The organism is Marinobacter bryozoorum, from assembly GCF_023156245.1.
GTDB classification, from domain to species: Bacteria; Pseudomonadota; Gammaproteobacteria; order Pseudomonadales; family Oleiphilaceae; genus Marinobacter; species Marinobacter bryozoorum.
In genome coordinates, this window is the sequence record NZ_JAKZAH010000034.1 from 1 (window position 1) to 23,982 (window position 23,982).

The following is a 23,982-nucleotide window of genomic DNA, read 5'->3' on the forward strand; positions in this document are numbered from 1 at the left end:
CCGCCTTCGCCGGCGTTCCCTGTCGAAGTGGGGCGCATTCTACAGCCCCACCGATTTCTGTCAACGACCTTTTTGAAAAAAGTTTGTTTTTCTTCAGGATCGCTCAATCCGTAACCAGAATGCGGGCAATCTTCTTCTTTCCGGCCTGGATAACCACGTTATCACCCTTGCCAAACTGGCGAGCGGCATCCTCCAGCTGCTGGCCATCAATATAGACAGCACCGCGACCGAGCACGTCCCTGGCGGCAGCGCCATTCTTCACCAACCCGGCAAGCCGGAGCACGGCCGAAACCGGCAGGCTCTCCTGACCACCAAGCGAGACCTCAACTTCCGGCACGTTCTCGGGAATCTCACCCAGGGCCACCCGGTTACCCGCAGACTTGTGAGCACTGGCCGCCGCATCCGCGTCATGGAAGCGGGTAATAATCTCTTCGGCAAGGATCTTCTTGAAGTCCTGCGGGTTCGCCCCGCCCTCCACTGCCTTGCGATACTCAGCTACTTCAGCGAGTGGGCGGAAGCTCAGCAACTCAAAGTACCGCCACAGCAACTCATCGGGAATGGACAGGAGCTTGGTGTACATTTCACCCGGGGAGTCACTGACACCTATATAGTTGCCCAGCGACTTGGACATTTTCTGGACACCGTCAAGCCCTTCGAGGATGGGCATGGTCAGAACCGTCTGCGGAGGCTGGCCATAGTGCTTCTGCAAAATGCGCCCCATGAGGAGGTTGAACTTCTGATCCGTACCACCAAGCTCGACATCCGCCTCGAGCGCTACGGAGTCGTAACCCTGGATCAAAGGGTAAAGGAATTCATGGATGGCGATGGACTGCTCAGCGCGGTAACGCTTGTCAAAGTCATCCCGCTCCAGCATGCGGGCGACCGTGTACTGGCCGGCAAGGCGGATCATATCCGCGGCCGTCATCTTGCTCATCCACTCGGAATTGAAGACAACGGTGGTTTTCTCGGGATCCAGGATCCGGAACACCTGCTCTTTATAGGTGATGGCATTTTGCCGCACCTGTTCCTCCGTCAGGGGCGGACGGGTCGCACTCTTGCCCGTCGGGTCGCCAATCATCCCGGTGAAGTCACCAATAAGGAAGATGACCTCGTGCCCAAGGTCCTGGAACTGGCGAAGCTTGTTGATCAACACGGTATGACCCAGGTGGAGGTCGGGAGCCGTAGGATCAAAACCGGCCTTGATGCGCAGGGGCCGACCCTGTCTGAGCTTTTCTACGAGTGATTCTTCGGGAATCAGCTCATCCACCCCACGCTTGATGGCCGCCAGTGCTTCCTCTATCGATGCCATAAACCTCAAACCCCATGGTAAGAAAGGTGCCCCGGTTACAGTCCCCAACAAATGTAAGCTGAGCGTAACGGCAAACCCTGATACATTTAGCGCGTCCCGGATGCCCGGAGACGTAAAAGAAGTCGCGAATTATATCAGCGGAATCTGGAAAATCTGCCGTTACGCTGCTTTTCGCTGTGACGGCGAACGCTTTTTATACGATTCTGCTTGCTCTATACTTGAGCCACCACTTGCATCAGATCATACAAGCTACCGACGTAGCGATAAAAATACAGGTTTTCGACGTGATCAAGACGTTCCCCAAGCTACATCTCATTGCCGCCGCCGGTATCAGTATCGTGGTCGGCGCCACACTGGTTTTCAGTCCCAGCGCTGATGTCGAAGCCAAGCGAATGACCATTAACCTGGACCTGGACAAGCCGGGCCAGCCGGTATCGGCGTTACAGCTGACCGAAAAGCCGCAGAAGGTCACCCCTCCGGACCAGCAAGCACTGCCAGAGCCACAGCCAGCTGAAACCCCAGCGGTGCCAGAGACTGCGGCAACACCCCCTGGCACCGAGCAGTTAATGGCATCGGCTCCTGCAGAGCCAGCAAGGCCTGCACTGACCTGGAACGAACTGAAAGTTGAACGAGGCGACACGCTGTCTTCGTTATTCAACCAGGCTGGCTTCAACGACCGCCTGATGCTTTCCGTCATACACGGTGAGGGCGACGCCGACAAACTGCAGCACCTGTACATAGGTGAAACGCTGGCTTTCGCTACCAACGATGAGGGTGAGCTGGTCAAGGTGCGACTGGATCGTAGCCGGCTGGAATCACTGATGATCACCCGCTCCGATAATGGGTATATCGGCGAGACGATAACGGCCGAACCCGAGCCGAGGCTCGCGTTTGCCTCCGGTGTCATAAAAGGATCCCTCTACCTCGCTGGCAAAGAGGCCGGGCTGGACGACCGTATCACAATGGAACTGGCTGACATCTTCGGCTGGGATATCGACTTCGTCTACGACATCCGCAAGGGTGACCGCTTCGAGGTAATTTACGAAGAACTCTATCTGGACGATGAAAAAATCGATGACGGCAAGATCGTCGCTGCAAGGTTCATCAACCGTGGCCGGGAAGTAGTTGCCCTTCATTACACTGACACAGAAGGCGACAGCGATTACTACACCCCGGACGGTAACAGCATGCGCAAGGCCTTCCTGCGCACGCCCATCAATGCCCGCGTGTCATCGCCGTTCAACCTGCAACGCCGCCACCCGGTTCTTGACGTGGTGCGCCCCCATGAAGGTACAGACTACGCTGCGCCTCCGGGCACCCCGATCAAGGCGGCCGGTCATGGCCGGGTCTCCTTTGCGGGATGGAAAGGCGGCTATGGCCGCACGGTGGTGCTGTCCCACGGAGACAACATCACAACCCTGTACGCCCACATGAGCGGGCTGGGCAAGGGCATTTCCAACGGCACCCGGGTCAAACAAGGGCAGACCGTCGGCTATGTCGGATCGTCCGGCATGGTAACCGGCCCTCACCTCCACTACGAATTCCGCATAAATGGCGTCGCTCGCAACTCCCGTACCATTGACCTGCCGGAGGCCAGCCCGATTCCCGACAGCGAGATGGCACGGTTCAAGTCAGCCACCCAACAGCAGATCGCCCAGCTGAATACCCTGGGAGACGTCTTCCGCCAGATTGCCATGGCCGAGGAAACTGTTTCCAAACAGGAACAGTAAGCCGGTGGCCCTCTATATCGGCCTGATGTCAGGCACCAGCATGGACGGCGTTGATGCCGCGCTGGTTGACCTGACAGAGGCTGGTAAGGCCTCGCTTATTGCCACCCACACGGAAGCCATCCCTGCCCCTCTCCTTGAAGCCGTAACCGCACTCAGCCAGAACCGGGGCACACCAGACGACCTGGGCCATTGTGACCATGCACTCGGCGAGCTCTTCGCCAGAACTGCCAATGCACTGATCCGAAAAAAACCGAAGACGGGCCAGGTCAGGGCGATCGGTAGCCACGGCCAGACTATCCGCCATATGCCTGACGGTACCAACCCGTTCACGCTGCAACTGGCAGACCCCAACATCATCGCCGAGCGAACGGGTATCACAACGGTTGCGGATCTGCGCCGCCGGGATATGGCAGCGGGTGGCCAGGGCGCCCCACTGGTGCCGGCCTTTCACCATGATGTATTCGGTTCGCAGACTGAGGATCGGGTATTGGTGAATATTGGCGGCATCGCCAATATCAGCTGGCTCCCCGCCGGCAGTGAAGCAGCAGGTGGTGGTTTTGATACCGGCCCGGGCAACGGCCTGATGGACAGCTGGACCCTGCGACACCTGGGAGAGCCCTACGACCGGAACGGGGAATGGGCAGCCAGTGGTCAACTGAACCCTCAGCTACTGACTCAGCTCCTGGACGAACCCTACTTTGCCCGACCGGTCCCCAAGAGTACCGGCAAGGAGTTGTTCAACAGCAACTGGCTGGAGGCAAGGCTCGGCCACTTTCCGGGCGTGGCCCCGGCAGACGTACAGCGTACGCTCCTGGAGCTGACTGCGCTCACCATACTCCGGCATTTGCCCGAAAAGCGCCCCCTGGCACTCTATATCTGTGGCGGGGGTGCCAGAAATATTGCACTCATGGACCGCCTGCGGCGTCTATGCGAATCGGAAAACGTTTCAGTCAGCACGACCTCAGAACTGGGAATCGACCCGCAATGGGTTGAGGCGGCAGCCTTCGCCTGGCTGGCGAAGCAAACAATGGAAGGACTGGCAGGCAATGTGCCCACAGTGACAGGTGCCACCGGACCGCGAATTCTCGGGGGGATTTACCCGGCATGAGCCACTGGCAAGGGAGCCACCGGGGAAAGTGGCACACTCCGGGCAAGCGGGGTGCCACTACTATAGGGAAAGCGAAGAGCCGCTATAGGGAAAACGAAGAGCCGCAACCACAGGTGGACGTGGCGTTGGGGTTCTGAACTACAAACTGGGAGCCCTGCAACCCCTCCTGATAGTCAATAGTCGCCCCAACCAGGTACTGATAGCTCATAGGGTCCACCAGCAGCGTCACGCCATCCCGCTCAATGGCGGTATCGTCTTCCTGCTGATTGTCGTCGAAGGAAAACCCGTACTGGAAGCCGGAGCAACCGCCACCTGTGACGAACACCCGCAGCTTGAGGTCCGGATTTTCCTCCTCTTCTACGAGCTCTTTCACCTTGGCGACCGCACTGTCGCTGAAAAACAGGGGGACGGCTATCTGTTCCTGAACTGCGCTCAATTGTGCCTCCTGACATCGTGGGGTGACGCCATTATGGTATTCCCGACCAAATTGATCAACTATTCTACATCATCCGGCGTGGCTGATTCTTGTTCATTCACCGAAATCCCTTCTGACGCCGCTGCTTCGCCCGTCGGCAGGTCTTCTTCTTGTTGCCCGGCAGACCTTTGCCATTGGAAAGTTCGCTCTGACTGGGAAGACTTACCCCCCTCAGCCTTGGCTACCACCTGGACTTCGTAGGGCTCGAAGTCGTCCGGCAGCGTCAGCAAGCCCTCAATATCCTGGAAATAGCGGAAGCGAAAGCGCACACCCAACTCTTCCACCTCGCCGGACAGGTCACGCAAGGGGATAACCTCCTGCTCGCCGTTACGCTCCCCTATGATATTCACGGCCACCACACCCGAAATGTAGCTTTTGTTGTCACCTACCTGGGTCAAGACCAGCTTGAACTGGTACTGCCGTTCACTCCGGGCCGGCCAAAGGCGCAACTGATCGACCTGCAGCCCCGTGCTGACTTCGGAGGGCGCCATGATGTTGCGATAGAACGTCAGGTCTGCCTCCATAGAAGCCAACCGCCCTTCCAGCTCAGCAATCGTATTTCTTGCCGTTTTCAGGGCCTGTTCATCAATCGCACTGCCGCGCTCAAGCTGGACCAGTTTTCTCCGCGCCTGATCATACTCTGCCGTTATTCGATCGAGCTCTTTCGCCAGTAGCGGCGCGGGCTGTACCACATCGACTACGCGCTGACCGTCCCGGGAGGCGCCAGCCCAATAACCAGCCAGCCCGCAAAGAGCACAGAGCACCGCTACGCCGATCACCCGATACGACCGGCGACGCCGGGGACCGGGAGCCCGCTCTTCATCCGGATTTCGTGTTTCGCTCAAGGCGACATGTCCATTACGGCAATAGTGCCGGAGCCCGGAGACCAGAACGCTCGTCGAGGCCGAACATGATATTCATATTCTGAACCGCCTGGCCCGCTGCCCCCTTGACCAGGTTATCAATCACCGACGTGACAATGACCACAGGGCTGTCTTCCTGCCGGTGCAGGGCCATGCGGCAGCTGTTCTCGCCCCGCACACTTCGGGTTTCCGGATGGCTGCCGAACGGCATCACATCAACAAACGGCTCGTTCGCGTAGCGTTCTTCAAACAGCGCCTGAAGACGGTCAAAGTCCGCCGGGTCGTTCAGCTCGGCATAGAGCGTTGCCTCGATTCCCCGGATCATCGGCACCAAGTGCGGCACGAAGCTGATACCCACCTTGCCGCCGGCCATTTGCTCCAGACCCTGACGGATTTCCGGCAGGTGGCGGTGCCCGGATGCGCCATAGGCCTTGAAGCTCTCGCCCACCTCACCATGCAGCATACCAACCTTGCCCTGACGGCCCGCGCCACTGGCGCCGGACTTGGCATCGGCAACCAGGTGGCCAGTACGCACCAGGCCATGTTCCAGCAATGGCAAAAAACCGAGCTGAACGGCAGTGGGGTAGCAACCCGGGTTAGCCACCAGCGCTGCACTGCGAATGGCCTCACGGGCCACCTCCGGCAAGCCGTAGACTGCCTTTCCTGCCCAGTCTGCGGTTTCGTGGGGCATGCCATACCAGCGAGCCCAGACATCCAGGTCCCGGATCCGGAAATCTGCAGACAAGTCCACGATGCGGACACCCCTGGCCAAAAGCTCAGGAGCCATACGCATGGCAACGCCGTGGGGCGTGGCAAAGAAAACCAGGTCGCAGCCAGCCAGCACCTCTACGTCGGGTTCGGTAAACCTGAGGTCGTAGTAGCCGCGAAGATTGGTGTACATATCGGCAATAGCCATGCCTGCCTCTGACCGGGAGGTAATACAAGACACTTCAACCTCCGGATGCGTGGCAAGAATCCTGAGAAGCTCAACCCCGGTATACCCTGTTCCGCCGACAATACCTGCTTTAATCACCAATTTCTCCTGTTCGGCCTGCAAAGAATCAATCGTGTCCCCGCCCCGAAATCCAGCGAGGATCACCTCATCATAAACATCCTAGTCTACCATGATAAACCAGTGTCTTATTGCAGCAGGGGCTGGGCTGGTTACAATGCTTTGTAACTTGCTGAATCAGCGACGTACGGCGACCCAGGGGCGTGATGAAGGAACTGAGACAGAAACTGATCGACAAGCTGATACCCGGCTTCCGCCGGCGCCTGGCCGATGTCGACGCACTGCCCCAACTGGCCCTGCTCGGCCTGCTCTCCGGCGTTTTTACCGGGGGCGTAATCCTGTTATTCCGGTTTGCCATCGAGTTCCCCCTCGGCTGGCTGCTTCCAGGGAACGATGCCGAGAACTACGAGGACCTGGCCATGGTCACCCGGACCCTGCTTCCCCTGGCAGGTGCCGTTCTGCTCGGGCTGCTACTGCACTGGCTGGCGTCCCGCGACCGCAAGGTCGGCGTGGTGCATGTGATGGAACGCCTTAACTACCATCAGGGCTATATTACCTTCCGCAGTGCCCTGGTTCAGTTTGTGGTCGGGGTTGGCACCGTGCTGACCGGTCAGTCAGCCGGCCGCGAAGGGCCCGCCGTGCACCTGGGCGCCGCAGTGTCCAGTCTGATGGGGCAGTGGATGCGGCTGCCCAACAACAGCATTCGCACCCTGGTAGCCTGCGGGTGTGCAGCGGCCATTTCGGCGTCGTTCAATACGCCCATCTCCGGCGTCATCTTCGCCATGGAAGTGGTAATGATGGAGTACACCATCGCCGGCTTTACCCCCATTATCCTGGCAGCGGTGAGCGCTGCCATTGTGACCCAGGCGGCCTACGGCAGCGAGCCGGCTTTCTCGGTGCCAGCCCTGACCATGAACTCACTGCTGGAAATTCCCTGGATTCTGGCGGTAGCCGTGGTGATTGCCATTGCCGCCGCCGCCTTCATCCATATCCTGTCATGGGCCAACCGCTTCAATCATCGCCCGATTCTGCTGCGGGTGGTGATTGCCGGCATCCTGATGATGCCGTTTGCCGCGCTCATACCGGAGGTCATGGGCATTGGCTACGATACGGTTTCCCTCGCCATCCTTGGTGAACTACCATTCTGGATCCTGCTGGGGGCGGGCCTGGCCAAGGTCCTGATCACCGCGCTGACGGTTGGCCTGGGCATGCCCAGCAGCATCATCGGCCCCACCATTTTCATGGGTGCTACCCTGGGCGCGGCCATGGGCATGGTCGGTGCAATGATGGCCCCGGAACTGGCATCCTCGGTAGGTTTCTATGCCATGCTCGGTATGGGTGCCATGATGGGAGCCGTTCTCCAGGCCCCACTGGCAGCACTGATGGCCCTGACCGAACTGACCCGTAACCCCAACATTATCCTGCCGGGGATGCTGGTGATAACCACGGCCACACTGGTGACCAGTGAGGTTTTCGGGAAGCGATCGATCTTCCTGACCATGCTGCAGAACCAGGGCCTGAGTTATCAGAATTCACCCATTATCCAGGCACTCAGGCGAGTTTCGGTGGGCGCCATCATGGACCGGGGCGTAACCCGGACCGATCGGGAAATCAGTTATGACGCCGCAAGGGAGTTACTCAGGAACGAACCAAAATGGCTGGTCGTCGAAGGGAATAACGGCCCCTCTGCCCTGCTGCCCTCGGTAGACCTGGCCCGTTTCATGGAGCATCTGAGACACCGGCAGGCCGAAGAAGACAAGCCCCTGCCGGAGATCATCGACCTTATGGAAATGCCGGCCAATCGCCGTGACATTGCACCCATCCAGTACCAGGCAACCCTGGAAGAGGCACTGGACCAGTTTGAATCGACCCAGGCGGAAGCCCTGTATGTGCAGCGCCATGTCGCACCGATGATTCAGCGTATATACGGTATCGTGCTCAAGTCCGATATCGAGAGCTACTACCAATACCGACGGAGTTGACCATGCTTTGGGTTAAAGCCCTGCACATTATTTCACTGGTTTGCTGGTTCGCCGGCATCTTCTACCTGCCACGCCTGTTCGTCTACCACGCCGCCTGCGAGGACCAGCCCGGGCGTGAGCGGTTCAAGGTGATGGAGCGCAAACTGTACCGGGGCATCACCACTCCATCCATGGTGGCCACGGTGATCTTCGGGGTCTGGCTGCTGAGCTATAATGTGTCCGGCTACTTCAGCCAGGGCTGGCTCCACGCCAAGCTTTTACTGGTCGGGCTGCTGATTGTCTATCACTTCTATTGCGGCCACCTGGTCAAGGTATTCCGGGATGATCGCAACCAGCGCAGCCATGTCTTTTACCGGTGGTTTAACGAACTGCCGGTACTGGTGCTGGTCGTCGTGGTCATCCTGGCCGTGGTCAAACCTTTCTGAGGAGGAACACCATCAAACTTCATCAACGACCCCGGTTGCTGATCGTTTCCGGCCTGGACCCGTCGGGCGGCGCCGGCATACAGGCGGATATCCAGGCTGCAACCGCACTGGGCGTCCACCCGCTGCCGGTACTGAGCTGCCTGACCGTGCAGGACACCCGCAACGTCTACAATGCGGCCCCTGTTGACGCAGACCTGGTGCGCCAGCAACTGGACCGCCTGGCTGCCGACTGCCGCATAGATGCGGTAAAGACCGGTGCCATGGGCAATGCCGCCGTGGTCAAAGTCGTGGCTGACTTCCTGGACCGACACCCGGACCTGCCTTTGATACAGGACCCGGTCATCAAGGCCGCCGGCGGCGGCGACCTGGCTGACGATGAGCTGCTCGATGCCATGCAAGGAAGCCTGTTCCCCCGTGCCGAGGTAATCACCCCTAACGGCATTGAACTGGCGCAGCTGGGAGGCTCAGAGGAAGAGGCCCTGAGCGCCCGACAACTGCTGGACACCGGGTGTCAGGGTGTATTGGCGACCGGCGGCCATGGCACCGGCAAGGTGATCACCAACACACTGTACCGCGCCAGCCAGGCGAGCCGTTCATGGCAGATAGAGCGGGTTGGCGGTGAGTACCATGGTACCGGGTGCACCCTGGCAGCGGCGATTGGCGCCGGCCGCGCAGCCGGGCTCTCCCTCGAGGACGCCATTGAGCAGGCGCAGCGCTTTGTCAGCAACGCCATTAACCACGCCCTCGAGGTCGGAGGCGGGCAGCCCGTTCCTGACCGTGGCGCGCCATGGCCAGTAAACCAGTGAGCGGACCTGCCTTTGCGAAGGGCCTGCGCCCGGGCCTCTACGCGATCACCGACAGCCAGTGGTTGCCGGATGACGAGCAGTTACTGCAAGGCGTCGCCGCCGCCATCCGGGGTGGTGCCGTCCTGGTCCAGTACCGTGAGAAGCGCCTGGATGCAGACAGCAAACATCGGCAAGCGTCGGCTCTGGCCAGGCTCTGCCATCAACAAGGCGTACCATTGATTATCAATGACTACCCTCAGCTGGCTCGCCAGTGCGGTGCCGACGGTGTTCATATCGGACAAACGGATGGTTCCGTCGAAATTGCACGCGGGCTGTTGGGGCGTGATGCCATCATCGGGGTAACTTGCCATGGTGATCTCGAGCTGGCGCAGATGGCGGCCAGCCGGGGCGCCGACTACCTGGCCTTCGGGCGATTCTTCAAGTCAGGCACCAAGCCGGGAGCGCCCCCGGCCCGCCACTCGATACTCGGCGAGGCCGCCACCCTGGGCCTGCCGCGCACCGCCATCGGTGGCATCACCCTTGAGAACGGCGCCCCCCTGATCCGTGCGGGAGCGGACCTGCTGGCAGTGATCGGTGGCCTGTTCGACGGTGGCCCGGAGCATGTCGAAGCCCGCGCCCGGGCCTTTACCCGGCTGTTTGCCGAGCACCACCCCCTTTTCAAACTCTGATAGGATTACGGTCTCTCTTTACCGAGCCCGGCCGACTCCTGGCCGGACTCCCAACCTTTGCGGGCGACCATCAAGGAGCCATACATGAGCCATTCCGAAGACCTGTTCGAACAAGCCCAGAAATACATTCCCGGCGGGGTCAACTCCCCGGTACGTGCCTTCAAGGGCGTGGGCGGATCGCCGATCTTTTTCAAGCATGCCGAGGGAGCCTACCTGTATGACGAGGATGACCGCCGCTACATCGATTACGTAGGCTCCTGGGGTCCGATGATCGTCGGCCACTCCAACGAGCACATCAAAAAAGCGCTGCACACCCAGATCGAGCTTGGGGTCGGCTATGGTGCGCCGACAGCTATCGAAACCGAAATGGCCAGGAAGGTCTGCGAACTGGTGCCATCTATCGAACTGGTGCGCATGGTCAACAGTGGCACCGAAGCCACCATGAGCGCCATCCGCCTGGCCCGTGGCTATACCGGTCGGGACAAGATTGTGAAATTCGAAGGCTGCTACCATGGCCACGTCGATTCACTGCTGGTCAAGGCCGGCTCCGGTGCCCTGACCCTTGGCGTACCCAACTCCCCTGGCATCCCGGCCAGCCTGGCGGAACATACCGTTACCCTCACCTACAACGACATCGATGGCGTTCGTAAAGCGTTTGAGGAGATCGGTGACCAGGTGGCGGCTATTATCGTGGAGCCGGTTGCCGGCAACATGAACTGCATTCCCCCGGTGCCCGGGTTCCTGGAAGCCCTGCGGGAAGTTTGTGACGAGCACGGTACGGTACTGATTTTTGACGAGGTGATGACCGGTTTCCGGGTTTCCCTCGGCGGCGCCCAGGGCCACTATGCCATTACCCCTGACCTCACCGCCCTCGGCAAGGTTATTGGTGGGGGCTTGCCGGTGGGGGCCTTCGGCGGCAAGCGGGAAATCATGGAGCACATCTCACCGTTGGGGCCGGTCTACCAGGCGGGAACCTTATCCGGTAATCCGCTGGCCATGACCGCGGGACTGACGACACTGAACCTGATTTCAGAAAGTGGCTTCCACGACAGGCTGGCCGAGAAAACCCGCACCCTGTGCGAAGGGTTCAGAACAGCCGCTGAAGAGGCAGGCATCCCGCTGACCGTGCAGAGTGTTGGCGCCATGTTCGGACTGTTCTTTACGGACGAGCCCGAGATCACCCGGTTTGACCAGGTCATGAACTGTGACGTCGAGCGCTTCAAGGCCTTTTTCCAGGGCATGCTGAAAGAAGGCGTGTACCTGGCACCGTCAGCATTCGAGGCCGGCTTTACCAGCGCCGCACTGAGTGACGCGGATATCGAGGCCACCATCGAGGCTGCCCGCAAAGTCATGAGATCCCTCTGACCTTTACAGCTTGGCCCCTTCCATCCTGGCTACTTCCCCGGCCCGGGCCTAGAGCGCCCGGGCCCTTTTCTCCGCCTGCTCTGCCCCGGCCACGTTGCCCCGCTCATGGCGGATACTGGCCAGCAGTTCCCAGCCGGCTTTCTGCAAGCGGCTGTTCGAACCGGCCAGGGACAGGCCTTTCATGGTGAACTGCTCGGCAGCCCCCAGGTTGTCTGTGCGTGCATAGGCTTCTGCCAGCTTGAAGTAAACCTGGGCGGAGCGAGGGGAGATTCGCTGCGCACGTTCGAGCTGGCTCAGGGCTGCCTCGGCCTGGCCATCGGCCATCAGGGCATCCGCCCGCTCAATAAGGCTGATGGCGGCGGGCGAAAGGTCATCGCCCTGCTCCTGGTAACCCGGGGTGGGCGCACGCTCCTGCTGCCGCTCATTTCGCGGCTGCTCTGACAGCCTTGGGGAGCCGGGCGCCTCACCTTCTTCGACTCTCGGCGGCTGGGGTGCCGGTTGCGCACCACGGTCTCCACCACCAGGAGGTGCGTAGATATCCGACGCACAGCCAGCAAGGCCCAGCGAAAACACACTCAAAAGCACGAAATGTTTAACTGTCTGACTCATTGGAACAATCCTTCAAACCAGCCTCGCAGGCGTCGTGAGAAATCGCCGTCACAACCCTCAAAGCCTTGCGGCTCGCTGCCGACGATAAACGGTATCAGACGGGCATTCTCGCAGTGTTCGTCAGTGAGTACACCCTTTTCACTGTTCACCCAGTGATACTGCACGCCATCAGGCACGACCGGCGAAAAGCTGTGCTGGGGTATCGTCGCCATGAACCGGGTCCAGATAGGCAATGCACCCGTAGCTCCTGTCAGGGAGGTTGGACCGTTGTCGTCACGGCCCACCCAGGTTACCGCCAGCAGATCGCCACTGAACCCGGCAAACCAGCTGTCGCGGCCATCATCGGTAGTCCCGGTCTTTCCCGCCAGCCCGAGGTTTTCCGAAATGGTCCGGTATGCCGAGCGCCCGGTACCTTCCCGCATGACTTCCTGCATGGCGTACTGCACCAGGTGGACCGCTGCCGGGTCTGCGACCTGGTTGACCTCGAGTTTATAGCGGCTGAGCGCCTCGCCATTAGCGTCGGTGACGTCCCGGATCGTTCTCAGCGGCGTATTGAACCCGGAGGTTGCCAGGCCCTGGTAGGCCTGGGCAACGGCCACCGGCTCCATGGTTACCGAGCCCAGTAACATGGACGGGTAGGGGTTGATATCCGAGGTCACGCCAAAGTCCTGCAGAGTTGCGATAACCGCCGGCACACCCACGTCCAGGCCGACCCGGACGGTAGGCAGGTTCCAGGAACGGGACAGAGCCTGGTGCAGCGGCACCTCGCCCCGCTGCTTATGATCAAAGTTGCCAGGTTCCCAACGCTGGCCGTTCTCGAACTCCAGCGCCAGCCCGACATCCTTCACCGGTGTAATCAGCGTGTAGCGGTCAGGCCGGGACAGCGCTGTGAGGTAGACAAAGGGCTTGACCAGGGAGCCTATGGGGCGCCTGGCGTCCAGGGCCCGGTTGAAGCCGGCAAATCCGGCATCTCGGCCTCCCACAAGGGCAAGCACCTCGCCGCTGTCACGGGAGGTCACAACCATTGCGGCTTCCAGCCGGGTATTTGACGAGCCCTGGTCAAACTGGTCGAGGGTCTGTGAAGTGACCTTTTCCGCCTGCTCCTGAATGGCAGGGTGCAGGGTGGTAAAGATTCGCAGGCCATTGCTCTGCAGGTCTTCCTGGCGGTAGTCCCGGGCCAGGTGGCGACGCACCAGGTCGATAAAGGCCGGGTAGCGATTCTCTGACCATGAAGGGCGGGCCGCCACGTCCAACGGGGCAGACCGGGCCTTGTCTGCCACGGCAGGCTCAACGACGCCATCTTCTTCAAGCAGGTCAATGACCAGGTTCCGACGGGCCAGCGCCCGCTCCGGGTTACGCCGTGGGTCGTAATAGCTCGGCCCCTTCACCATACCCACCAGCAAGGCAGACTCGTGGAGCTCCAGGTTCTGGAATCGCTTACGGAAATAGAACTGGGAGGCCAGCCCGAAACCATTGATGCTGCGACTGCCTGTCTGGCCGAGATATACCTCGTTCAGGTAGGTTTCCAGGATATCCCGTTTGTCGTAGTGCCATTCCAGCAACAGTGCCATGAGGGCCTCATTGCCCTTGCGGATCAAAGTCTGGTCACGGGACAGATAGAGGTTCTTGGCCAACTGCTGGGTCAGGGTACTGCCCCCCTGAACCACCCTTCCGGCCTTGATGTTGGCCATCATGGCACGGCCGATAGACAGGGGCGCGATGCCAAAATGGTCGTAGTAGCTTCGGTCTTCCGTTGTTAGCAAGGCTTCCTCGAACAACGGCGGGGCGTCCTCCAGGCTTATCAGTACCCGGTCTTCCCCGTGCGCCGGGTAGATGCCCCCGATTTCAGCCGGCTCCAGGCGAATAATCGGCGAGTTGTCGCCCTCCAGAACCCTGTACCCCGTAACACGGCCACCGGAGACGGTAAGCGACAGACGCCGGCGCGGCTCATCACCGTCCGCAAACCCGAACCCCCGGGTACTGATCAGGAAGCGGCTGCCATTCTGCTGCCAGGTGCCTGGTCGACTACCATCGCCGCTGCGGTAGCCAGCCAGCTCCAGGTCCTGCCTGAGCGCTGATGCGCTGATTGCCGCACCGTCATAGAGTTCCAGCGGCCTGGCGTAGACCCGCGAAGGCACCTCGAAGCGCCTTCCTTCGAAGCGGGAGGTCACGACAGCGTCCAGGTAAACGGTCCAACCGGCCAGCAGCACCAGCATAATGAGCCCCAATCGCCAGCCCAGCGACCACAGTCGCTGCCTGAGCGTAGGGCGTGTCTTGCGGGGTTGGTTCTTCTTTCGTTTGGCGGCTGATTTCTTTGGCATCCGCGGATTATAACCAAACCGCACCCGCCGGCGTCATGGGACCCATGTGTTATTTGTGTAATGTGCCCGTTATCATATTGAAGCCCCCAAACGACCAAGGAGCACACCGTGAGCGACGCCCCGGCGACCAACCTGATCGAGAGACTTCAGGACCCGGCCATCTACGACCATCCGGCCGAAACCTTCCAGATACTGGAGACCCATATCTCGCAGGTCATCCTCACTGGTGACTACGCCTACAAGATCAAGAAGCCCATGGACTTCGGGTTCCTGGATTTCTCCACCCTGGAAAAGCGGCGGCACTTCTGCGAAGAAGAAGTTCGCCTCAACCAGCGGCTGGCACCCTCACTCTACCTCGATGTCATCCCGCTGACCGGCAGCCCCGAACAGCCGGTACTGAACGGAACCGGGGAGCCGTTCGAATACGCGGTCCGCATGCGCCAGTTTCGTCAGGACCAGCTGTTTGACGGCATGCAGGAACGGGGAGAGCTGACTCCGGGCCTGCTCAGCGAACTGGCCGAGCAGGTCGCGCGCTTCCACGACTCCCTCACCCCCGTGCCCGGGGAAAAGCCCCTTGGCACACCGGAAGCCGTTTTCGCCGCGATGCAGGAAAACTTCGACCAGATTCGCCCGCTCCTGAACGGTGACAAGGCACTGGAGGATCAGCTGACTGCCCTGGAGGAGTGGACCCGCAGCACCTTCGAGCGCCAGCGCGAGCTCATCGCCCAGCGCAGGGCCGATGGCTTTGTGAGGGAATGCCACGGCGACCTGCACCTGGCCAACATCACCGTTTACGAAGGCCAGGTTACTGTCTTCGACTGCATCGAGTTCAGTGAGCCTTTCCGCTGGATCGATGTCATCAACGACCTGGCTTTCCTGCTGATGGACCTGGAGTCCCGCCGGGAATTCGCCCTCGCCAGCCACACCCTGAACGCCTACCTGGAGTGGCGCGGTGACTTTGATGGCCTTGAGCTGCTCCCGCTGTACAAGGCATACCGAGCCATGGTTCGCGCCAAGATCGCCCTGTTCACCCGGGGTAACCCCGGGCTTTCAGAACCAGTGAAGGAAGGCCTGCTACAGAAATACCGTGACTACGCCAACCTGGCCGAGCACTACACAGCGATCCCCAACCCTTACCTGCTCGCCACCACTGGACTCTCCGCCAGCGGCAAATCCACCGTCAGCCATGCCCTGGCCAGTGAGCTCGGACTGATTCGCCTGCGCTCTGACGTAGAGCGCAAGCGAATGGCAGGCCTTGGCCCGCTGGACAGCTCAGGATCCGGTGTTGGCGAAGACCTCTACACAGAAGAGGCCAACCGCAAGACCTACCACCACCTGGCCGACCTGTCCCGCCAGCTGCTCCGGGCCGGTTTTGGCGTAATTGTCGATGCGGCCTGCCTGCGGGAGAACGAGCGTGAGCTGCTCGATTCGGTCGCGGAGAACCTGGCGCTTCCCTTCGGCCTTATTCACTGCGAAGCGCCGGAAGCGGTCCGGCGGCAGTGGATACGGGCCCGCAAGGGTGACGCCTCGGAAGCCGATGAGGCCCTGCTGGAACAGCAGAAGCAGTGGGAAGAGCCGCTTTCGGAAGTGGAGAAAAGCCACACTATCCATATCCGCACCGATGAAGCACTTGCCGCGGGTGAACTTGCCCACCGTATCCGGGGCCACTTCGGTATGGACTCAGAGGGCTGACCTCCGCCGGAGACGGCTTCGGCAACCCGGCCTACAGAACGACCGGCAGCTCCCGCACCAGGGCAAGGCTGCCGGATGCATCACCATCCCTTGCCAGGTCCGCCTGCCAGGCAATCACCTCCACGCCCGCTTCGACGGCCGCGCGCAAGAGATCACCATAAGCCGGGTCGATATGATCCGCAGGTCGCACCTCCCTCGCCCCGGTGTGGTTGACGCAAAACAGCAACACAGCCCGGTCGCCGGCCTTTACCATCTCGGTCAGTTCCCGCAGGTGCTTCTGGCCCCGGAGGGTGACTGCATCCGGAAAACAGGCGATACCACCATCACACAGGGTCACATTCTTGACCTCCACCCAGGCATCCGGCAAACGGGCATGCCCCGACAGATGGAGGTCAATCCGGCTATTCTCGGCACCGTAGCGAACTTCCGGCTTTACCAGCCCATAATCCGCCAGGGCAGCAATCCGACCCGCTTCAATAGCCTCCCGGGCCTGGGCGTTGGGACGCCCGGTATTGACACAGGCCAGTACCCCCGGCTCAGTCTCGACCAGCTCCCAGGTGTAACGAAGCTTGCGCTTCGGATTGGTGGCCGGGCTCAACCACACCCGGGCGTCGTCCGGCTGGCACCCGAGCATGGAGCCGGTATTCGGGCAATGGGCCGTCACAATTTCGCCATCAGCCAGTCGCACATCGGCAAGGAAGCGCTTGTAACGTTTGACCAGGCGGCCTTCGATAAGGTTTTCCGGAAATTCCATGACGTCTCCAGGGGCAATTGATAGGCTGAACGGGGATCACACAACAAGGCTGGCGCCCCTGCAACAGATCTGCTATTTTCCGCAGATTCCTGGGGAGCCGCAAAGCTCCTGATGCAGGCGGGCGCAGGACAGCACGGAAAAGCTGCGCCTTTTTGGAGTATCAATAAGAGGCCAGGTTACATGGCAAATACCGCAGAGAAAGAGCGCGAGCGCTTTACCAACTTCACCCCCTACGAAGCCAAAAAGGGTGAAGAATACATGAGCCCGGAGATGCTGCAACACTTCCGCGAGCTGCTGATGCAGTGGCGCCAGGAACTCATGGAGGAAGTGGACCGCACCATGCATCATATGCAAGAAGATGCAGCAAACTACGCTGACCCGAGTGACCGGGCATCCCAGGAGGAAGAGTTTTCCCTGGAACTGCGTACCCGTGACCGGGAGCGCAAGCTGATCAAGAAGATCGACAAGACCATCGACCGAATCGACAAGGACGACTACGGCTTCTGCGATCAGTGTGGCGTGGAAATCGGTATCCGTCGCCTGGAAGCACGGCCCACCGCAACGCTGTGTATTGACTGCAAGACTCTGGCGGAAATCCGCGAGCGCCAGACCGGCATCTGACCGGTCGATTGATCCGGGCGCGGGAGTTCCCGCGCCACAGGGACTCCATGACCTCCCCGATCTATCGCGGGCGATTCGCCCCCTCTCCGACAGGCCCCCTGCATTTTGGTTCGCTGGTGACAGCCCTGGCCAGCTATCTCGAGGCCCACAGCCGGCAGGGGCACTGGCTTGTCCGTATCGAAGACCTCGACCCTCTGCGGGAAAGCCCGGAAGCCACTGACCGGATCCTGAACAGCCTGCAAGGCCACCAGCTGCACCCAGATGGCACGGTGCGCTACCAGTCAGAGCGGCTTGAGGTTTATCGCCACCATGCCGAGCGGCTAGTCGAACAGGGGCGAGCGTATTACTGCGCCTGCTCCCGCAAGGAGTTGGCCGCCAACAATGGCCGCCACCCCTGGCACTGCCGGGATGGTGACAAACCACCTACCGGTCGGCCTGTGGCCATCCGGTTCGCCCTGCACGCCGAGGAGGCCCGCTGGCAGGACCGGATCCTGGGCGAACAGCACCAGCAGGTGCGGGCTGAGCTGGATGACCCGGTCATCATCCGCAAGGAGGGGTTTGTCGCCTACCAGCTTGCCGTCGTGGTGGATGATATCGACCAGGGTATCACCGAGATTGTGCGCGGCTCGGACCTGCTCGAGACCACCGCCCAACAGCGGCAGATCTGCCTTGCCCTTGGTGGCACGCCACCCCAGTGGGCCCATATCCCCGTCGTGCTCAACGAGCAGGGCCAGAAGCTGAGCAAACAGAACCACGCACCAGCCCTGGACGATGAGCAACCCGGTCGCAACCTCTGGCGCGCCCTGGGCGCCCTCGGCCAGCAGCCAGAGGAGGACCTTGCCGCGGCCCCGCCACAACGGGTACTTGAGTGGGCACTGGAACACTGGTCCATGGCAGGGATTCCGCACCAGAGCACCATGGACAGCGCGACGCACTGACCTGACAGCCACACCCCCACCATGGTATAAACCCCGGTGTCGACGGCACGGATAAACACCTGATGTATATCTACCGCCTGGTATTCCTCCTGGTTCTGGCTGTTTACATCTTTTCACCCAATATTCTGGACTGGTGGGTATCGCCGGGTAACGCCTGGTACTCCCCGTACCTGCTCTGGAGCAGCCTGATCGCCGTCGGCGTGTGGCTGGAATGGCGACGGGATCCCAATGAGTTTTAGCCTGCCGGTTTTACTGGTAATCAGCCTGGGTTACCTGCTGATACTTTTCGGCATTGCCCACGCCACCGAGAAGGGCCGGCTACCCGGCCGCTGGATTCGTCACCCGCTGGTTTACACCCTGAGCCTCGGCGTCTACGCCGGCACCTGGGCGGTTTATGGCGCGGTTGGCGTCGCGGCGGAATATGGTTACGGCTTCCTTGCCTATTACCTGGGTATCAGTGGCGCCTTCCTGCTGGCGCCCGTACTGCTGAACCCGATCATGCGCATAGGGCGTGCGTACCAGCTTACCTCCCTGGCGGACCTGTTTGCCTTCCGCTATCGCAGCCAGTGGGCCGGCACCCTGGTCACCCTGACAACCGGCATAGCCCTGATGGCGCTGTTGAGCATGCAGATCAAGGCAGTGGCGGACAGCGCCAGCCTGCTGGCACCGAACGCCTCCCCCCATGCCATCAGTACGCTGTTCAGCCTGATCGTTGTGCTGTTTGCCATGCTGTTCGGCGCCCGCCGGGACCAGACCTCCGGCAGCCACCAGGGGCTGGTGGTGGCCATCGCATTCGACTCCCTGGTCAAGCTCATCGCCCTGCTGCTACTGGGCGGAACCATACTGTTTACCGTTTTCGATGGCTTTGCAGGGTTGGAGGACTGGCTGGCCACGCCCAGCTCGGGGGTCAGTGCCCTGTCACTAAGTATCGACGATGGCAGCTGGCGCGCCCTGATGCTGATGTCATTTTCGGGGGCACTGGTCCTGCCCCACATGTATCACATGATCTTCAGCGAAAACCCGAGCCCACGGGCACTGTCCCGTGCCAGCTGGGGGCTGCCCCTGTACCTGCTGTTGCTGGGCCTGCCGGTGCCTCTTATCCTGTGGGGCGGCATGGCCATGCCGTTGGTAGAGAATCCCGCCTTCTATGCGGTTACCATTCCCCAGACCCTGGGTAACCCCTGGCTGACAGTCTTGATGTACGTGGCTGGCCTGTCGGCGGCGAGCGGGCTCATGATCGTCAGTACCCTCGCCCTGGCCGGCATGGTACTTAACCACATGGTCCTGCCCCTGCGCACCCCGCGGGACCAGTCTGACATCTATCGCTGGCTGCGCTGGACCAAGCGTATCCTCATCGCCGTTATCATCCTCACCGCCCTGGTCTTCAACGAAGCCCTGGGCCGCACCCTCGATTTGTCTACCCTGGGCATCCTGGCGTTGTCCGGTATGCTCCAGCTGCTGCCCGGCGCCCTGGGCGTCATCTACTGGCCTGAAGGTAATCGTAAAGGCCTGATCAGCGGTTTGCTGGCCGGGCTGGCACTGTGGGCGCTGACACTGGTGTTGCCGCTTTCCCACATGGCCGACCCACTGACCTGGCTGCCGGCACTGCCCCTGTCACTGGAATACGACAACTGGCACATCTTTACCTTTATCAGCCTGGGCGTGAACATTGCTATTTTCACCCTGGTATCCATCCTCAGCCGTACCAGCCCCGAAGAGACCAGCGCCGCCCAGGCCTGCTCCCTCGGTGCGCTTTCCCGCCCACAACGACGGGAACTGAACGCCACCTCCTCCTCGGACTTTGTGCGCCAGCTGGCGGAGCCACTGGGGTACAACGTGGCCAAGCGCGAAGTGGTGCGTGCCCTGGAGCAGCTCGACCTGCCCCCGGTGGAGTACCGCCCCTATCAGCTGCGGCGTCTCCGGGACCAGATCGAAATCAACCTGTCGGGCCTGATGGGACCCTCGGTAGCGCAGGACCTGGTGCAGCGCCACCTCAGCTTCAAGCCCATGGCCAGCAGCCGCACCGCCCAGGATATCCAGTACGTAGAACGTGCCCTGGGCGAGTATGAAAACCGCCTCACCGGCCTCGCCGGGGAGCTGGACAACCTGCGCCGGCATTACCGCCAGACCCTTCAGAACCTGCCCATCCCGGCCTGCTCGGTAGGCGACGACGGCGAAATCCTGATGTGGAACCAGGCCATGGTGGAGCTGACGGGCATCTCCGCAGACGAAGTGGTGGGCGCCCGCTTGCTCGCACTACCGACCCATTGGCGTGACCTGTTCGACGAGTTTGTCCACGGGCCAGACCTGCGCCGCTACAAACACCGCCTGGACCTGAAGGGGCGACCCCACTGGCTGAACCTGCATAAGGCTGCGCTGGCCGGCCCCGATCATCCCGAAGGCGGCAGCATCATCCTGGTGGAAGACCAGACCGAGATCCGGCTGCTGGAAGACGAACTGATGCACAGTGAACGGCTGGCCTCGGTGGGCCGCTTGGCCGCAGGGGTGGCCCATGAAGTGGGTAACCCGGTAACCGGTATTTCCTCCCTGGCCCAGAACCTGAAACTGGAAACCGACAACCCGGACATCCTGGAAACCGCGGACCAGATCCAGCAGCAGACCCGGCGCATTTCCAACATCCTGCAATCATTGATGAACTTTGCCCGCACCGGCAACCACGCCCAGGCCAACCGCTATGAACCCGTACGGATACGTCGGTGCGTGGATGAATCCATTAACCTGCTCTCGCTCAGTGACCGTGGCCGTGGCCTGGACTACCTGAACGAGTGCCCCGATGACCTGATGGTGCTGGGCGACGAACAACGGCTGGTGCAGGTATTCGTCAACTTGCTGGCCAACGCCAGGGACGCCTCGCCGGAGGGAGGTAAAATCCGGGTTGGTGGATTCCGTGAGGAGTACTCCGCTATCATCGAAGTCGCCGATGAGGGTACAGGCATACCCCCTGAACAGCTTGATCACATCTTCGAGCCCTTCTACACCACCAAGGGCGCCAGCCAGGGCACCGGCCTGGGGCTGTCTCTGGTGTACAGCATCGTCGAGGAACACTACGGCACCATCAATGTGGCAAGCCCCGCGGACAAATCCCGTGGGCGTGGTACGCTGGTGCGCCTGAAACTTCCGGCCTATGAGGCCGACAGCGACGAGGGCTCGATAGTGGAAAACCAAGGGTCATGACAGAAACCATGCATCGCATATTGATTGTAGAAGACGAAGAGATCATCCGTGCCGCCCTGCGCAAACTGCTGCAGCACAATGGCTACGAGGTTGCCGTGGCTGAATCGGTGGAAGCAGCCACTGGTGACTTTGACCTGTCATCCTTTGACCTGATCATCTCAGACCTGCGCCTGCCAGGTGACGCGGGCACCAGCCTCATCGGACATGCTCCCGGTGTACCGGTGCTGATCATGACCAGCTATGCCTCACTGCGGTCCGCCGTCGATTCCATGAAAAAAGGGGCGGTGGAATACATCGCCAAGCCCTTTGACCACGACGAAATGCTCGCCGCGGTAGAAGAGATCCTCGCCCGACGCCCGGAAAGCCCCGAGAGCCCGGTTGGTGAAGACAGTGCTGCCAGCGATAACGCCAGCGAAGGTGACCCGGCCCAGATTATGTTCGGCCAGTCTGACCCCATGCAGCAGGTCTTTACACTGATTCGCAAGGTCGCGCCCACGGAGACCACTGTACTTATCCAGGGTGAGTCCGGCACCGGTAAGGAGCTTGCCGCCCGCGCCCTGCACCTGCTGTCACCCAGGGCCAGCAAGCCCCTGATTTCCGTTAACTGTGCCGCCATCCCGGAAAGCCTGATCGAATCGGAACTGTTCGGCCATGAGAAGGGTGCCTTTACCGGTGCCGTGTCCGGCCGCACAGGGCTTATCGAGGCCGCAGATGGCGGCAGCCTTTTCCTCGACGAGATTGGCGAACTGCCTCCCGAGGCCCAGGCACGACTGCTGCGGGTACTGCAGGAAGGTGAGATACGCAAGGTAGGCTCCACCCAGAGTCGCAAGGTGAATGTCCGCATGATTGCGGCCACCCATCGAAACCTGAAAGCAATGACCCGTACCGGGGAGTTCCGGGAAGACCTCTACTATCGCCTTAACGTCATGCAGGTGCGAATTCCGCCGCTGCGTGAACGGCGGGGTGACATACTGGGGCTGGCCAGCCGATTCCTGGCCCGGCAGGCAGAACGCATGGGCAAACCTGCCCTAAGCCTCAGCCCGGAAGCGATGAAGGCCCTGGAGCGTCACCGCTGGCCAGGTAACGTAAGGGAGCTGGAAAATGCGATCGAGCGCGCATCGATTCTCGCCGATGGCGACCTGATCACTCCGGCACAACTGGACCTGGAGATGGACACCGGCGATGACTACACCATTCCCAGCAGCCTGGTGGCAGGCGATCATGAGCAGACCCCGACGCCATCCAGGGAAGCCGACGCCGGCAGCGACCTGTCACTGGAAGACTACTTCCAGCATTTCGTGCTGGAGAACCAGGACCGCATGAGCGAGACCGAACTCGCCCAGAAACTCGGCATCAGCCGCAAATCCCTCTGGGAACGCAGGCAGCGTCTCGGCATCCCCCGCAAGAAAAGCTGATCGCATCCTTGCCCTCCTGCTCCACCTTCCTCTTTACCCAGCCGTGGTCCGCCACGGGCGCACTGGGGGCTGGCCTGTTACCGGTGTTACCGCTGGGGTAACCGTTTCGGTAACACGGTCGGTGTTACCCGGTGTTACCGCACGAAACACGGCATAACGGAAAACCGAGACACGAGTAACACTAACCGCAGATTTTTTATTCCCAAAATCCATTAAAAAATTTCAACCACTTGTTAATAAAGGATTTTTAAAAAGTGGCACAGTGGCTGCAATACCTTAAGCGCACAACAACAAAAACAATGTGACAGAGCAGCGCCACAACAAGAACAAAAAGCTGCAGGAAAAGCGCCCGGTAACAAAAACAAGAACAGGGCGTGAGCGAACTGAGTGTTTTGGGTGCTGAGCTTTTTTAGTGGTGCCTTGGCTTGCGAGAGCCGCAGTTGTAGATAAGAAGCGTCTTCCAGACGTCCGCTGCCACTGCTACCGGCCATCGTGTAGTCACTACCGCTCTCTGTATTCAAAGCGTTCCGTTTGCAGGATTGACTGCCTCGTATGAGGCATAAGCAGGCAACTGGCCTGCCAACAATAAAAATTGCAAAAACAACAACAATGCAGATCGTCTACTCTTCCCGGGCGGGTTCGCAACAGCGTTCCCGCCTTTTGATTTTCTGGCCCCGGCTTTTCGCCCCCCCTC

At 60.6% G+C, this 23,982-nt stretch carries 20 protein-coding genes; 13 read left to right on the top strand and 7 right to left on the bottom strand.

The genetic code is table 11. The features are described 5' to 3' along the window. Positions 1-103: 103 nt before the first annotated feature. On the bottom strand, positions 104-1,309 hold the full coding sequence (tyrS, locus tag MLC59_RS15355) for a tyrosine--tRNA ligase (protein WP_248235948.1): 1,206 nt from the start codon (positions 1,307-1,309) through the stop codon (positions 104-106). 284 nt (positions 1,310-1,593) lie between these two features. On the opposite strand from tyrS, the gene MLC59_RS15360 reads away from it, so the two are divergent. Then, the gene (locus MLC59_RS15360; RefSeq protein ID WP_248235950.1) at positions 1,594-3,039 is read left to right on the top strand and encodes an OapA family protein; all 1,446 of its coding nucleotides are present in this window, start codon (positions 1,594-1,596) and stop codon (positions 3,037-3,039) included. Between the two features lie 4 nt (positions 3,040-3,043). Next, entirely contained in the window at positions 3,044-4,147 is a 1,104-nt protein-coding gene (locus MLC59_RS15365; protein WP_248235959.1) for an anhydro-N-acetylmuramic acid kinase, read from the top strand. An 82-nt stretch (positions 4,148-4,229) separates the two neighbouring features. Here the strand turns inward: MLC59_RS15365 and erpA are convergent, their stop codons facing one another. Genes erpA through argC form a run of 3 tightly spaced genes read right to left on the bottom strand, consistent with a single transcriptional unit; the run spans position 4,230 to position 6,518 of the window. Further along, positions 4,230-4,583, bottom strand: coding sequence for an iron-sulfur cluster insertion protein ErpA (erpA, locus tag MLC59_RS15370; protein ID WP_248235962.1), 354 nt, complete (start codon positions 4,581-4,583; stop codon positions 4,230-4,232). A 59-nt stretch (positions 4,584-4,642) separates the two neighbouring features. Next, positions 4,643-5,467, bottom strand: a complete 825-nt coding sequence (locus MLC59_RS15375; RefSeq protein ID WP_248235965.1) for a DUF6776 family protein — start codon at positions 5,465-5,467, stop codon at positions 4,643-4,645. A gap of 13 nt (positions 5,468-5,480) precedes the next feature. Beyond that, a complete protein-coding gene (argC, locus tag MLC59_RS15380) occupies positions 5,481-6,518 on the bottom strand; it encodes an N-acetyl-gamma-glutamyl-phosphate reductase (RefSeq protein WP_248235974.1) in 1,038 nt (345 codons plus the stop codon). Between the two features lie 185 nt (positions 6,519-6,703). Between argC and MLC59_RS15385 the strand changes: the two genes are divergently transcribed. From MLC59_RS15385 to hemL, 5 genes are all read left to right on the top strand, one after another. Continuing rightward, complete coding sequence (locus MLC59_RS15385) at positions 6,704-8,479, top strand: chloride channel protein (RefSeq protein WP_248235976.1); 1,776 nt, start codon at positions 6,704-6,706, stop codon at positions 8,477-8,479. Continuing rightward, positions 8,476-8,904: a protoporphyrinogen oxidase HemJ gene (hemJ, locus tag MLC59_RS15390; protein WP_248235985.1), complete on the top strand. Its 429-nt coding sequence runs from the start codon at positions 8,476-8,478 to the stop codon at positions 8,902-8,904. Before MLC59_RS15385 ends, hemJ begins: the two co-directional genes overlap by 4 nt. A gap of 38 nt (positions 8,905-8,942) precedes the next feature. Further along, positions 8,943-9,710 (top strand): bifunctional hydroxymethylpyrimidine kinase/phosphomethylpyrimidine kinase, encoded by a 768-nt coding sequence (thiD, locus tag MLC59_RS15395; RefSeq protein WP_248236073.1) that lies wholly within the window; start codon positions 8,943-8,945, stop codon positions 9,708-9,710. Further along, the gene (gene thiE / locus MLC59_RS15400; RefSeq protein WP_248235987.1) at positions 9,692-10,378 is read left to right on the top strand and encodes a thiamine phosphate synthase; all 687 of its coding nucleotides are present in this window, start codon (positions 9,692-9,694) and stop codon (positions 10,376-10,378) included. The genes thiD and thiE overlap by 19 nt, the downstream gene beginning before the upstream one ends. Before the next feature lie 84 nt (positions 10,379-10,462). Beyond that, positions 10,463-11,743 (top strand): glutamate-1-semialdehyde 2,1-aminomutase, encoded by a 1,281-nt coding sequence (hemL, locus tag MLC59_RS15405; RefSeq protein ID WP_248235989.1) that lies wholly within the window; start codon positions 10,463-10,465, stop codon positions 11,741-11,743. Positions 11,744-11,791: 48 nt separating this feature from the next. Here the strand turns inward: hemL and MLC59_RS15410 are convergent, their stop codons facing one another. Further along, a complete protein-coding gene (locus tag MLC59_RS15410) occupies positions 11,792-12,352 on the bottom strand; it encodes a tetratricopeptide repeat protein (protein ID WP_248235991.1) in 561 nt (186 codons plus the stop codon). Then, complete coding sequence (gene mrcB / locus MLC59_RS15415) at positions 12,349-14,673, bottom strand: penicillin-binding protein 1B (protein WP_248235994.1); 2,325 nt, start codon at positions 14,671-14,673, stop codon at positions 12,349-12,351. Before mrcB ends, MLC59_RS15410 begins: the two co-directional genes overlap by 4 nt. Positions 14,674-14,781: 108 nt before the next feature. On the opposite strand from mrcB, the gene MLC59_RS15420 reads away from it, so the two are divergent. Further along, positions 14,782-16,365, top strand: coding sequence for a bifunctional aminoglycoside phosphotransferase/ATP-binding protein (locus MLC59_RS15420; RefSeq protein WP_248235998.1), 1,584 nt, complete (start codon positions 14,782-14,784; stop codon positions 16,363-16,365). Positions 16,366-16,396: 31 nt separating this feature from the next. Here the strand turns inward: MLC59_RS15420 and sfsA are convergent, their stop codons facing one another. Then, entirely contained in the window at positions 16,397-17,119 is a 723-nt protein-coding gene (gene sfsA, locus MLC59_RS15425; protein WP_248236004.1) for a DNA/RNA nuclease SfsA, read from the bottom strand. A gap of 180 nt (positions 17,120-17,299) precedes the next feature. On the opposite strand from sfsA, the gene dksA reads away from it, so the two are divergent. From dksA to MLC59_RS15450, 5 genes are all read left to right on the top strand, one after another. After that, positions 17,300-17,740, top strand: coding sequence for an RNA polymerase-binding protein DksA (dksA, locus tag MLC59_RS15430; protein WP_248236008.1), 441 nt, complete (start codon positions 17,300-17,302; stop codon positions 17,738-17,740). Positions 17,741-17,787: 47 nt separating this feature from the next. Then, positions 17,788-18,678, top strand: a complete 891-nt coding sequence (gene gluQRS / locus MLC59_RS15435) for a tRNA glutamyl-Q(34) synthetase GluQRS (RefSeq protein ID WP_248236017.1) — start codon at positions 17,788-17,790, stop codon at positions 18,676-18,678. A 62-nt stretch (positions 18,679-18,740) separates the two neighbouring features. After that, entirely contained in the window at positions 18,741-18,917 is a 177-nt protein-coding gene (locus MLC59_RS15440; RefSeq protein ID WP_177186087.1) for a hypothetical protein, read from the top strand. Then, positions 18,907-21,873, top strand: a complete 2,967-nt coding sequence (locus MLC59_RS15445; protein WP_282451032.1) for an ATP-binding protein — start codon at positions 18,907-18,909, stop codon at positions 21,871-21,873. Before MLC59_RS15440 ends, MLC59_RS15445 begins: the two co-directional genes overlap by 11 nt. 8 nt (positions 21,874-21,881) lie before the next feature. Beyond that, positions 21,882-23,288, top strand: coding sequence for a sigma-54-dependent transcriptional regulator (locus MLC59_RS15450; protein WP_248236094.1), 1,407 nt, complete (start codon positions 21,882-21,884; stop codon positions 23,286-23,288). The last annotated feature ends 694 nt before the right edge of the window (positions 23,289-23,982 follow it).

Bases quoted from the DNA above. Each gene is read 5' to 3' on its own strand.
- tyrS (WP_248235948.1), bottom strand. From the start codon at position 1,309: ATGGCATCGATAGAGGAAGCACTGGCGGCCATCAAGCGTGGGGTGGAT.
- MLC59_RS15385 (WP_248235976.1), top strand. From the start codon at position 6,704: ATGAAGGAACTGAGACAGAAACTGATCGACAAGCTGATACCCGGCTTC.
- thiE (WP_248235987.1), top strand. From the start codon at position 9,692: ATGGCCAGTAAACCAGTGAGCGGACCTGCCTTTGCGAAGGGCCTGCGC.
- hemL (WP_248235989.1), top strand. From the start codon at position 10,463: ATGAGCCATTCCGAAGACCTGTTCGAACAAGCCCAGAAATACATTCCC.
- MLC59_RS15410 (WP_248235991.1), bottom strand. From the start codon at position 12,352: ATGAGTCAGACAGTTAAACATTTCGTGCTTTTGAGTGTGTTTTCGCTG.
- mrcB (WP_248235994.1), bottom strand. From the start codon at position 14,673: ATGCCAAAGAAATCAGCCGCCAAACGAAAGAAGAACCAACCCCGCAAG.
- sfsA (WP_248236004.1), bottom strand. From the start codon at position 17,119: ATGGAATTTCCGGAAAACCTTATCGAAGGCCGCCTGGTCAAACGTTAC.
- dksA (WP_248236008.1), top strand. From the start codon at position 17,300: ATGGCAAATACCGCAGAGAAAGAGCGCGAGCGCTTTACCAACTTCACC.
- gluQRS (WP_248236017.1), top strand. From the start codon at position 17,788: ATGACCTCCCCGATCTATCGCGGGCGATTCGCCCCCTCTCCGACAGGC.
- MLC59_RS15440 (WP_177186087.1), top strand. From the start codon at position 18,741: ATGTATATCTACCGCCTGGTATTCCTCCTGGTTCTGGCTGTTTACATC.
- MLC59_RS15445 (WP_282451032.1), top strand. From the start codon at position 18,907: ATGAGTTTTAGCCTGCCGGTTTTACTGGTAATCAGCCTGGGTTACCTG.
- MLC59_RS15450 (WP_248236094.1), top strand. From the start codon at position 21,882: ATGCATCGCATATTGATTGTAGAAGACGAAGAGATCATCCGTGCCGCC.